Consider the following 11,911-nt stretch of genomic DNA (forward strand, 5'->3'; position numbering starts at 1 on the left):
GAAGGCGGTTGAAACCGAAGCCGACTTCCTCCCCGTGTCTAAAGCCAGGGGCACGCCGGGCTCGTTCTTCGGTGAAAAGAGGAAGTCTCGCCCGATCGGGAGACATTGCTCAAAGCTTTCCCTAAAATATTCAAAGGTTAGTTTAGATATTTACGTATAATATGGCCACAATGGGGGCAACCCAATGTTGGTTGGTTCCTCATTTTTAATTAACGCGATCGCCTTTACAACAATTTTTATAAGTATATTTTGCTGTTAAGTCTACTACCAGATTTCCCACTTAGGAGGCTTGATGTTTCAAGGTTGACTTAAAACGATAGTGACTTAAAGTTATCATCGATCAGGCTGTTTTAGTCGCAAGCTGACGCTGGATTTTTTTTACCATTTGCTGAGTTTCCAAAGTCGGGAGAAAGAGGAATTTGTATTGAGTGACTAGGTAGTTAGCTGTGTGCTTGTGTAACTCAGATACTAGGTTATTAATCTTGATGCGAATTGGGGCTGTGGTTTTTCTGATTCAATACCGCCGAAGTCGCTTGAAGTCTCAAATTTTTTCCAGCCAAATGAGAGAGATTAGTTGGTTTTGCTCAGAGGCTCATCTGTCAATACGATTGATATCTAATTGGCCTCTTCCCAAGATTTTTGAACCGTCAAGCTTACGTCACAAAGGTTCGGACACCATGATAGAATCAAAGTAATATTGACTGACCCAAAACTAGAGTAGCTCAAAATTTGCCCTGGGAGCTCATGCAGCCGACGATCGGGCAGTGACCGATCGCAGATAATTAATCAAAATATATTTCACAAGGGCGATCGAGGCTTTCGTAAAAGCTATCATCACAGAACATAGGTCATCTTTAATTTAGTACAGCTAACCGCGCCACCACGGACGGTGTAATTTGAGCAAACAATTTGGGAAAATAGAATTAGCCTGGGAGGGGGACACACCCCGCCCCGCTTTTCTCTCCCGGTACGGGGAATCCCCAAGTGATGTGCCCTGACGCTATAACGAGAGTATCCCGCAAGTTAATCAGGTAAGTAAGCAACTTAGCACTCAACGAACAAGATTTGATTGCAAGGATTGGCAAATCCCTCCAACATCTCGTCAATTTGTGGACGAAGCTTAGAGGGGACTGCGAGCTTACACTGGAGAGATAGGGATTGAGCAAGAAAATGATAGCTGATCCATAAGCAAAAATCCGAGGGTTAAAACCCCGCGTTGCTTTTCCTCTCAGCACTCTTTGTGACTGAGTTTCCCACCTATTGAGTGTTTTTTATGACTAGCACATCCCCGCTGCGCTCCACATCGATAGTTGCTCTAAGCACTTTTACTCCGGCTATCACCAAGATGATTCAGTCGGGTTACGTCAACGGCGAGCAAGTGAAGCAAGCTCTAGTTGATAGCCGGAACTCCGGCAAGCGGTTGACGGAGGTGTTAGAAGCACTTACCGGGCAGCCGTTGCCTCCAGAATTGCTGCGGCTTTACAAGAAGCAGCAGATGTTTGAACGGAAGATAGTCTACGGCGTTGAAGCATTTGACCCGGAGATGAGCGAAATGTCTAACGAGCAACTCGGAGTTATGCTCGACGCATTGAAGATTTCGATCGACATTTGTCACCAAGGTCGGTTTTTACCCGTAGCGAAGACTGAAACTGAGCCTGCGGCGGTTTTAGTGGCAATGGTAGATCCCGACAACCTCAACGCCATAGAAGATTTGCGGCGGATTTTACAGCCTCATGGCTTGGCTTTGCAGCGACGGGTGATTACGCCAGACGACTATCAGGACATAACTTCTACCTATCAAGACGAACAAGTTAAGAGGGAAGCTAAAAAAGCTGAAATCGAAAAGCAGAGAAAGATGGATTTAGGGGAGGGAGATTTTGGCGAACTCTCCCTAGTAGAGGAGAGCACCGACCAAGAAGACCTCGCTAACACCTTGGACGATGCAGAGGCTGCTCCCGTAATTAAGGCCGTCAATATCATTTTGGCTAAAGCTTTGTCGGAAAAGGTGTCTGACATCCACGTAGAACCTCAAGAAGAGTTCATGCGGATACGGATGCGGAAAGATGGGGTGCTGCAAGAGTATTTCCGGTTTCCCAAGCAGGTAGTCCAATCGATTACGGCTCGTTTCAAGATTATTGCCAACCTGGATATTGCCGAACGCCGACAAGCTCAAGACGGCCGCATCCGCCGGGTATTTGAGGGACGCACGGTGGATTTCCGGGTGAACAGCTTGCCTTCGCGGTACGGCGAAAAAATCGTGCTGCGGATTTTGGACAGTTCCAGCACTCAGTTGGGTTTGGGTTTGTTAATCTCCGACGAAGAAACTCTGGCTTTAGTGCGAGAGAGTGCTAGCCGTCCGTTCGGACTGATTTTGGTGACGGGGCCGACGGGTTCGGGCAAGTCAACTACTCTGTACTCGATTCTGGCGGAACGGAACGATCCGGGGGTTAATATCAGTACGGCGGAAGACCCGATCGAATATGCTTTGCCAGGAATTACCCAATGTCAAGTAATTCGGGAAAAAGACTTGACTTTTTCCAACATTCTGCGGGCATTTTTGCGGCAAGACCCTGACGTGATGCTGGTGGGGGAAACGCGGGACAAGGAAACGGCCAAAACGGCTCTGGAAGCTGCTTTGACGGGACACTTGGTGCTGACGACGCTGCACACGAACGACGCGGCCGGGGCAGTCGCGCGTTTGGCAGAAATGGGCGTAGAACCGTTCATGGTTTCGGCCGCTCTGTTGGGCGTGTTGGCTCAGCGTCTGATGCGGCGGGTTTGCGACAAATGCTGCATTCCTTACCAGCCTAGTGCCGCAGAACTCGGCAAGTACGGTCTGTCGGCTTCTCAAGAAATTGATCTCACTGTTTACAAAGCCAACGTTGTACCCGTGGAGGAAAGGAAGGAACTCGCAGAACGCGAGGAACTTTGTCGGAAGTGCGCCGGCCTAGGCTACAAAGGGCGGGTAGGGGTTTACGAGTTCCTGAAAAATACTGAGCGGCTTCAAACTCTGATCACTCAAGGAGCTCCCACAGAGCAAATTAAGGAAGCAGCAGTAGAAGAAGGGATGAAAACGCTGTTGGCTTACAGCTTGCAGTTGGTGCGGGAAGGCGCGACTACTTTTGAAGAAGTCGAGCGGGTGACGTTTACAGACTCTGGCCTGGAGGCGGAAATGAAAGCCAAACGCAAGCAGGGACTTACCTGCAAAACTTGTCAGGCGGAATTGAAGCCGGAGATGCTGGATTGTCCGTACTGCTTGACGCCACGCTTTTTGGATTGATTCAACAGTTAACTGTTGACTGTTAACTGAGCTAGATTGGTCAATAACTATCAATTCGATCGAGGAGAGGTATCTATGGGTCTGATGATTGAAGACGTACTGGAGTCCCTGGTAGAGCAAGGGGGTTCGGACATACACATCCAAGCGGGCGCGCCTATATTCTTCCGAGTCAGCGGTAAACTAACTCCTCAGACGCAATACGGAGACATTCTGTCTGCTGAGGAAGTGCAGATCCTGATTTTCCAAATGCTCAACAATATGCAGCGCAAGCAGTTGGAAATGGAGTGGGAACTCGACTGCGCTTACGGCGTTCGGGGATTGGCTCGGTTCCGGGTAAATGTCTACCGGGAACGGGGTGCTTGGGCTGCTTGTATGCGGGCTCTGGCTTCTAAGATTCCTAACGCAGATGCTTTAGGCGTGCCGCAGGTTTTGCGGGATATGACGGAAAGACCCAGGGGTATGCTGTTGGTGACGGGACAAACGGGTTCCGGGAAAACTACTACGATGGCGGCTTTGTTGGATCTGGTCAACCGGACGCGGGCGGAACACATTCTAACCGTTGAAGACCCGATCGAATACGTGTTTCCCAATGTCAAGAGTTTGTTTCACCAGCGCCAAAAGGGCGAAGATACTAAGAGCTTTGCTAATGCGCTGAAAGCTGCTTTGCGCGAAGATCCTGATGTAATTCTGGTGGGGGAAATGCGGGACTTGGAAACGATCGGTCTGGCAATTTCGGCGGCAGAAACGGGTCACATGGTGATGGGAACGCTGCACACTAATTCGGCGGCTGCAACTATCGATCGGATTTTGGACGTGTTCCCGCCCATTCAACAACCCCAGGTTCGCGCCCAGGTGTCTAACTCTTTGGTGGGAATAGCCAGCCAAAATTTGGTAATAAAAATTGGCGGCGGCCGTTGCTGTGCTATGGAAATCATGGTGAATACTCCTGCTATGTCTAACTTGATCCGGGAGGGCAAAACTCCCATGATTTACTCCCAAATCCAAATGGGGGCAAAATTGGGTATGAGGACGATGGAAATGGCCCTCGCGGAACTTTACAAGAGCGGTAAAGTCACTTGGGAATCGGCAATGGCCAAGGCTTCTAAGGCTGACGAACTCGAACGCTTGATCGGCCCGGCACCTGTGGGTAGCGCCCCGGTAAAAGCTCATTAATTCCGTCAGCAGTCATTAGTCATTAGTTATTAGTCATTGGTCATTAGTCAGTTGGCCGTTGACCGTTGTTATTAATTATGGGTAACAACTAACAACTAACAACTGACAACTGACAACTGACAACTGACAACTGATAACTGACAACTGACAACTAAGTTTTAATAAATTTTCAGAGGTGAGCTGTGGCTACCAACGTTATCCGCCCAAAACCGAAAGGTGGCTTTGATTTCGGTAAGATTCAGGAGCAAATTGAATATAACCTTACCAGCCTTACTGTTAAGGATATGGCTATTTTTGCTCGTCAGTTTGCGGCTATGTTTAATGCAGGGGTGGCGATCGTTCGATGCCTTTCTGTGCTGCACGAGCAGTGTTCTAATGCTAAGCTGAAGCGAGCGCTCAGGAGCATGAATGCGGACGTTCAGGAGGGGATAAACTTGGCAGAGGCGATGGCTAAGTTTCCTGATGTTTTTGACCAACTGTTTATCAGTATGGTGGCGGCGGGAGAAGTCGGGGGGGTGCTAGATGAAACCCTAGACCGTCTGGCGGTGATGATGGAAAAAAATCACAAGACGGAGGCTGAAATTAATTCGGCTATGTCTTATCCGAAGACGGTGTTTTCTATCGCGATCGTGATTTTTTTCGCAATGACTATATTCTTGCTGCCAACTTTCGCCAAAATTTTTAAGGATATTGGTGCAGATTTGCCAGCATTTACGTTGTTTATGTTGGCAATTAGTGCATTTTGTACGGCTTGGCCTCCCATCCAACAGATAACAGTTATTGGGGTGATTATAGCGCTCAAAATTGCCTTCGATATGTACTACAAAACTCCCATAGGTCGCCTACAAATTGATAGAATTGCGATGAAAATGCCGATTTTTGGCGATTTGATCGAAAAATCTGCGGTGGCTCGCTTTTGCGTGATATTTGGGTCGCTGACGCGATCGGGCGTGCCGATTCTCAATTCTTTGGAAATTGTGCGAGATGTGGCGGGGAATCAGGCGATATCTAATGCGATCGAATATGCGAGACAGGAAATTCAAAGCGGCGGCATGATCAGTATTGCTTTGCAAGAACAAGCTGTTTTTCCGTCTTTGGCTATCCAAATGATGGCAATTGGCGAGGAGACAGGGGAACTTGACAAGATGCTGATGAAAGTTGGCGCTTTCTACGAAACGGAAGTTGAAGAAGCAGTAAAAGGACTTACCAGTATGCTAGAACCTCTGATGATTGTGGTCGTCGGTGGTATCGTAGGTTCGATTTTGCTGTCGATGTATCTGCCGATGTTCGCAGTGTTCCAGAAGCTGTAAACAAGAGCTAATTAGTTATTAGTGATTAGTTAGTAGCAATTAACGCCTGACCAATGACTATTTCAATCGTCCCCAGGCTCTGCCTGGGCAGACTTTTGGAGGAGGCACATCCTCGATTAAAAAGAGAAAACAATTTGGAGGCTGTGCCTCCAAATCTTCATTACCAGGGTCTTCCCATTGGTGAGAAATTACGAAAATGTCACAAAAGTAAAGTATGATAGGTAGACCGATTTAACTGCTGCCTAATCCTGGCTTTACGCTCCACTTTAAACGCATCTTAATTTGAACCCCAAATATGCTACAGTTAAATCCGAATAAATTTAAATGTAGTTATTCTAGTTGATGGATGCTATCAATGGCAAAAGGTTGGGAGCATCTCAGTTTTGTAAAAAGCATTTTTTTTATTGTAGTGCGAGCGTCCCCGCTCGCGTATTGTACAATACGCGAGCGGGGACGCTCGCACTGTAAATGCAAAACTGAGATGCTCCCAAAAGGTTTTACTCAAACTTTAAATCACCAACCAAAACAAACAGATTCATTGGCTTCGGTGAATATATTAAAGGCCAGTTTTTTAGAATATTTGGCCAATTTGAACGACCCCAGAATATAAAAAATAAAAAATTTTACTCAGAGATATTACAGGGTAATCGCATCTTAATTAAGGTATAAGCTGTTACGCATTTAAACCATTAACGATCCAGGTAAGGTGCGTCAGCTAGAACACTGACTATACATGGGAAACGCTTATTTACGCTCCGCACCCTACTATCCTCCTTTAAATGCCGAACAGCTTAATGGTGAGGGAAATTTTTTAAACATTTGACAGTATCTTTCAAGCGCAGCTCGTAAACTAAGGAAGGAAAATTGAGTGTGATGCTGATAGCCAGCTAAGCACGCTCGCTGGGGTTCCACCTAGTTGATTTATCTCCATCAGATGTTCTTGTCTAGGCCGTGTTTTCAAACTATAACCACAACAGAATGCAGGCGATCGCGATCGTGGCTGTATAATTGGCAGGCGGCTTCTCATATCGAATAGCGCTCCGACTCCATTGCTTGAGTCGGTTGATAGCACGTTCAACAATGTTCCGTTAGCGGTAGATTTGACGGCAGCCTTTTTCCATCTGCCTCAGTGAGGGATACCTGCCGGGAGTCCATTCCCAGTTTAACTGCTTGTTGGTCGCCCATCCCGTCTCCACCGCCGCCCTGCCTCTGGCGGGTGCATTTTATGTGATTTGTCAAGTACAATTTATACCAACTTAGATGGGATTACCCTGACTAATAACCAATAAATATGGTTCACTTTAACGTTGCCTTTCAACACTTTAACTCCTTCACCGACATTACCCTATCCCTGGCCAAAACTTTAGACCAAATGGGAATTCCTATTTCGGTCGAACCTTCAACAATAGCCTCTCCTCTCAGCCGCCATTCCACAGCAGAAGAAAACGACCTGCTAGAGAAGTGGATGAACACCACACCCTCAGATTTATTTCATATCAAATGGTCTCATTATTGGAAACCTTATTTTTTAAAAGAACTCAACGGACATCTCAACTTAGAACTTTTTGCTATCAATTACGAATTCGCCAAAAACCATGAGGATTATGATTACTGGATTTACGATGCTGTTAACACTGCATCTCACAAACTAGCCGTCAGCCAATATTCTAAAAACGTTTTAATAAAAGCTGGATGTCCGGCGGCCAACGTATCAGTCCTGCCTCTAGGTTTCAATCCTTTAATCTCGCAACTCTATTTGCCCAGACCGCAAAAAAACCAAAAAGATGTAAAGTATATTCTGCACATGACCAATTCTTTTGATTTGTATAGATTTGGCACGGATCTGGCCCTTCAAGCTTTTTGGGAAGAGTTTAAAGATGATTCTAACGTAGAGTTAATAATCAAAGATGGCGGCAAAAATACTGATAGCATAGTGGAACATCTCGTAAATATCGAAAAACAATTCGGCAAGTTAAAGGCCAAAATTCTGATAATCCCTAAATTTTATAATAAAGCAGAACTAGCTGATTTATACTTGTCAGCAGATGCTTTTTTAGCTCCGTTTCGCGGCGAGGGTTTTGCGATTAAAATTTTGGATGCGTTTGCAGCAGGTTTGCCCGTTGCTATGACTATGTACGGCGGCCCGACTGAGTACGCCAATGCTAATAACTGCTATCCCATTGCTTACGATCTAATTCCCGTGGGAAAGTGTTACGATACTGAGTATCTAAAAATCAGAAATGATCCTCATTGGGCAGAGCCAAATGTTCAGTCGGTTCGCGAACAGTTACGAAAAATTGTTGAAGACCCGATGCGTTTTCAGGTAGGTCAAAAAGCTAAAGAGACGGCGGATTTATTTAATTGGGAAGCTGCCGCTCAAAAATTGTTAAGATTAATGCGAAAGTTGTTTTAGGAGCGGAAATTATGGGACTCGAACGCAAAATGTTTAGGGGAATGTTTTCACCGGGGGAAGTGGTACGATTGAAACAGCCTTGTTTTACTCCTGGGCGGTTGTTTGAGCCAGGAAAATATAACGCTGATGAGTTGCCGGATATCGCTTTTGATATGGGTTTGGTAGACCATTTGCCACCCGTCAAAGGCAACAGTTCAGAAAATCTCAATGTTCAGAACCCGCCAGCTCAAAACCTTGAGGACTAAACTCCCGTTTGCAGTAAGGACTTCAGTCCTAAAAATCCCCATTTGTAGTAAGGACTTTAGTGCTGAAAATTAAAATAAATAATCAAAGACTCAAGTCCTGACTGCAAAAAAGATAAAGCCAATTTAACCATTTTGCTCTATCTGGGCAATTAACTCTTTCAAAACTTGACTAGCTTTATCGTTCTCTATCTGACAAGTTCCGGCATTCTGGTGGCCACCGCCGCCATATCTTAACATTAACTCCCCAATATTAGTTTTAGAAGTTTTGTTAAAGATTGACTTGCCAACTGCGAAAACAGTATTTTGTTGTTTCAGACCCCAAAGTACGTGAATCGATACATTGCACTCAGGGAACAAAGCGTATATTACAAAACGATTCCCTGCATAAATCACCTCTTCGTTACGCAAATCCAAAACAACTAAATTATTATAAACTTTGGCGCAGCGCTGTATTTGCTCTTTAAATTTTTCTTCTTGCTCGAAGTAGAGGTCTACTCTTTCTTTTACATCAGGAAGCTGCAATATTTGGTCGATGGTATGATATTTGCAGTAATCGATTAACTGCATCATTAACTGATAATTGGAAACGGTAAATTCTTTAAACCTTCCCAACCCGGTTCGGGCGTCCATTATGAAGTTTAACAGCACCCATTCTTGCGGATGCAGAACCTCTTCTTGGGCAAATTGAGCAGAATCTGATTTGTCAACTGCCGCCATCATCGCCTCAGAAATATCAGGAAACTTTGCTTGACCTCCATAATATTTGTACAGTACCCTAGCCGCAGACGCTGCATAGGGATCGATGATGTGGTTAATTTTGATTTTCTCGTGTCTAAGAGTTTCGCTGAAATGGTGATCGAAAGCTAGATGAACTCCATCCACATAGGGTAAATTGGTGCTAATATCGTTATTTGTTATTTCGATTTTTCCATCCTGCATATCTTTAGGATGCACGAATTTAATCTCGTCGATCATATCGAGTTCTTTGAGCAAAACGGCACAGACAAGACCGTCAAAATCGCTGCGGGTGACTAATCTGTATTTTTTAGTGAGTGGCATATGCTTCTGTGATACGGAGGAACTGATCACCAGCTAATATAACGTATTACCCGATCGCTTTCCAATATGAACCCAGACCCTTACGCTTGGATAGAGAAGTCCCTGGACACTGTTCGCCGGGCCGATTGGTATCGATCGCCACAATCGATCGAAAGTTCCCCTGGGCCTGTGGTAAAGTTAGCAGGCCACAGCCTGATTAACTTTGCCAGCAACGATTATCTGGGACTTGCCGGCGATGACAGGTTAATTCAAGCTGCTATGGCTGCAACTCAGGAATTTGGTACGGGTGCGACGGGTTCGAGGTTGGTCAGCGGACACCGCGATTTGCACCGACAGCTCGAACAAGCTATTGCTAATTTAAAACAAACTGAAGATGCTTTAGTATTCAGTTCGGGATATTTGGCGAATCTAGGGGCGATCGCATCCGTTGTCGGCAAGCGCGATTTGATATTATCTGACAAGTACAACCATTCGAGCCTGAAAAACGGAGCCGCACTCAGCGGTGCAACTGCCCTAGAGTACAGTCACTGCAATCTTGAGGATTTAACGGCAAAGCTAGAGCAAAATCGCGCGAGATACCGCAAGTGTTTAATTATTACCGATAGCGTCTTTAGCATGGATGGGGACTTGTGTCCGCTGCCGCAGTTGTTGGCTGTGGCCGGAATCTTTAACTGCATGGTATTAGTAGATGAAGCTCACGCTACAGGAGTTTTCGGTGCTAGCGGTGCCGGTTGTGCAGAACATTTCGGGTGTACGGGAACACCGCTGATTCAAGTGGGGACACTCAGCAAAGCTTTGGGAAGTTTGGGCGGTTACGTTGCGGGCTCTGCTGCTTTAATTGATTTTCTGCGTAATCGAGCTCCGAGTTGGATTTATACTACAGCATTGACGCCTGCTGACGCGGCGGCTGCTTTGGAAGCTGTGAGAATTGTACAGCAAGAACCAGAACGCCGAGTTCGGTTGCGACAAAATATCGAAACTTTCAAATATTGCGCGATTACCAATCACCAATTACCAATTAGTAATTCCCTCTCCCCAATTTTCAGCCTTCCGTTAAAAGATGCAGCCTCCGCTTTAAAAGTCGGCAGCAAACTCAAGGATATGGGTATTTTTGCTCCCGCCATTCGGCCTCCGACTGTCAGCGTGAGTCGAATTCGGATTTCGCTGATGGCAACTCACGAGCTCGCACACCTTCAGCAGTTGGTAGAGGCGCTGAAGCAAGTTTTGAGTTTTGAGTAAATATTGGGTACGTACCGCGCACCGCTTGACTAAATGTAAATGTTGGGCATCGGGCATCGGGCATCGGGCATCGGGCATCGGCCTAATGACTAATGACTAATGACTAATGACTAATGACTTCTGATTGTCAAGATATCGCTATTGACTTATGGCCAATCTTATACAGTAGTTGGGTCGATCGGTCAACAACTGTAAATTTTTTGTAAATTTAGATACTTTTTGGAATTTAGCGCTATATTAGAGAAGTAGCAGGTACACCAAATTTTATATAAGGAACGTCCACCATGAACACAAATCGTCAAAACGTAAAAAAAGTAGCAGAAACCCACCGCGCTAACATTCACAAGCAACTGATGCACCGCATAGAAGTAGCGAGATCCAGTGGCAATCAAGATTTGGTTCGGGTGCTTGAAGAGGAAATGAGACAGCTTTAAAGAAGCTGCCACTAGAATTTGCCCGTAGTTTGGTTTAGAGGGTTGTGCGAGAAATGCAGAATTCCGGCAACCGCTACCTGTGAAGTGTTGACTCCTCTCTTAGTTGGTAGGAAAAATCCCGGTTTCTTCAAGAAACCGGGATTTTTTATTGAGAAGGAAGAAGAAAGAAGGAAGAGGGAACAGTTACGCAACTGGCACATGGTGAGGGCGCGATCGGGAGCATCTCAGTTTTGTAAAAAGCATTTTTTTTATTGTAGTGCGAGCGTCCCCGCTCGCGTATTGTACAATACGCGAGCGGGGACGCTCGCACTGTAAATGCAAAACTGAGATGCTCCCGCGCGATCGCCCCCTCACCCATCACTTTAAGCACTCCGGGGCACTGACAAGTGGACATTCGCGACTAACAACCAAACTCAATCCAGCACGAATAACGTACACACATGAGTGTGCTATTCGTTGGAAAATTGAGCAATTTTCTAGGGAAATCAAGTAAGTAACCGAGAGAGAATATTGGCAGTGCCGTCAAGCTAACCTTCAACTAAATCATATTGCTTGCGCTTAAATTGTGTGGGTTAGGCGCTCAAAAATTGAGCTGATAAAACAGGTAAAATAATATATCAAATTAAACACGGGCTGCGATTAAATTATTTAATTGAGAAACTCAAAATTCCCGATGTTCTGATGTTTATTGTCTAATTTTAGGGTGCTGGTACCCGGATCTGTGGCAGTTGCTTAAGTCCGGCCCAATTTCTATGTAA

At 45.6% G+C, this 11,911-nt stretch carries 8 protein-coding genes; 7 read left to right on the forward strand and 1 reads right to left on the reverse strand.

Annotation, left to right across the window (positions count from 1 at the left end; all coding sequences use genetic code 11):
- The first annotated feature begins 1,273 nt into the window (after positions 1-1,273).
- The 5 genes from QT992_RS22415 (at position 1,274) to QT992_RS22435 (ending at position 8,421) form a co-directional block, all read left to right on the forward strand.
- Positions 1,274-3,280 carry a GspE/PulE family protein gene (locus QT992_RS22415; protein WP_333322233.1) on the forward strand — a complete coding sequence of 669 codons (2,007 nt, stop codon included), beginning with the start codon at positions 1,274-1,276 and terminating at the stop codon, positions 3,278-3,280.
- Positions 3,281-3,355: 75 nt separating this feature from the next.
- Positions 3,356-4,453 carry a type IV pilus twitching motility protein PilT gene (locus tag QT992_RS22420; protein ID WP_333317755.1) on the forward strand — a complete coding sequence of 366 codons (1,098 nt, stop codon included), beginning with the start codon at positions 3,356-3,358 and terminating at the stop codon, positions 4,451-4,453.
- Between the two features lie 182 nt (positions 4,454-4,635).
- The gene (locus tag QT992_RS22425; protein ID WP_333322235.1) at positions 4,636-5,763 is read left to right on the forward strand and encodes a type II secretion system F family protein; all 1,128 of its coding nucleotides are present in this window, start codon (positions 4,636-4,638) and stop codon (positions 5,761-5,763) included.
- A 1,291-nt stretch (positions 5,764-7,054) separates the two neighbouring features.
- Entirely contained in the window at positions 7,055-8,176 is a 1,122-nt protein-coding gene (locus QT992_RS22430) for a glycosyltransferase family 4 protein (RefSeq protein ID WP_333342979.1), read from the forward strand.
- An 11-nt stretch (positions 8,177-8,187) separates the two neighbouring features.
- Positions 8,188-8,421 (forward strand): hypothetical protein, encoded by a 234-nt coding sequence (locus QT992_RS22435; protein WP_333286890.1) that lies wholly within the window; start codon positions 8,188-8,190, stop codon positions 8,419-8,421.
- Positions 8,422-8,544: 123 nt separating this feature from the next.
- Here QT992_RS22435 and QT992_RS22440 read toward each other — a convergent pair whose 3' ends face one another.
- The gene (locus QT992_RS22440; protein WP_333342980.1) at positions 8,545-9,480 is read right to left on the reverse strand and encodes an exopolyphosphatase; all 936 of its coding nucleotides are present in this window, start codon (positions 9,478-9,480) and stop codon (positions 8,545-8,547) included.
- A gap of 66 nt (positions 9,481-9,546) precedes the next feature.
- Here QT992_RS22440 and bioF point away from each other — a divergent pair, with 66 nt between their 5' ends.
- Both bioF and pirA read left to right on the forward strand, forming a co-directional pair.
- Entirely contained in the window at positions 9,547-10,719 is a 1,173-nt protein-coding gene (bioF, locus tag QT992_RS22445) for an 8-amino-7-oxononanoate synthase (RefSeq protein WP_333322240.1), read from the forward strand.
- 284 nt (positions 10,720-11,003) lie between these two features.
- Positions 11,004-11,153: an arginine synthesis PII-interacting regulator PirA gene (pirA, locus tag QT992_RS22450; RefSeq protein ID WP_172185012.1), complete on the forward strand. Its 150-nt coding sequence runs from the start codon at positions 11,004-11,006 to the stop codon at positions 11,151-11,153.
- Positions 11,154-11,911 lie beyond the last annotated feature (758 nt).

It is taken from the genome of Microcoleus sp. T3_D1 (genome assembly GCF_036700405.1).
Taxonomy (GTDB): domain Bacteria; phylum Cyanobacteriota; class Cyanobacteriia; order Cyanobacteriales; family Microcoleaceae; genus Microcoleus.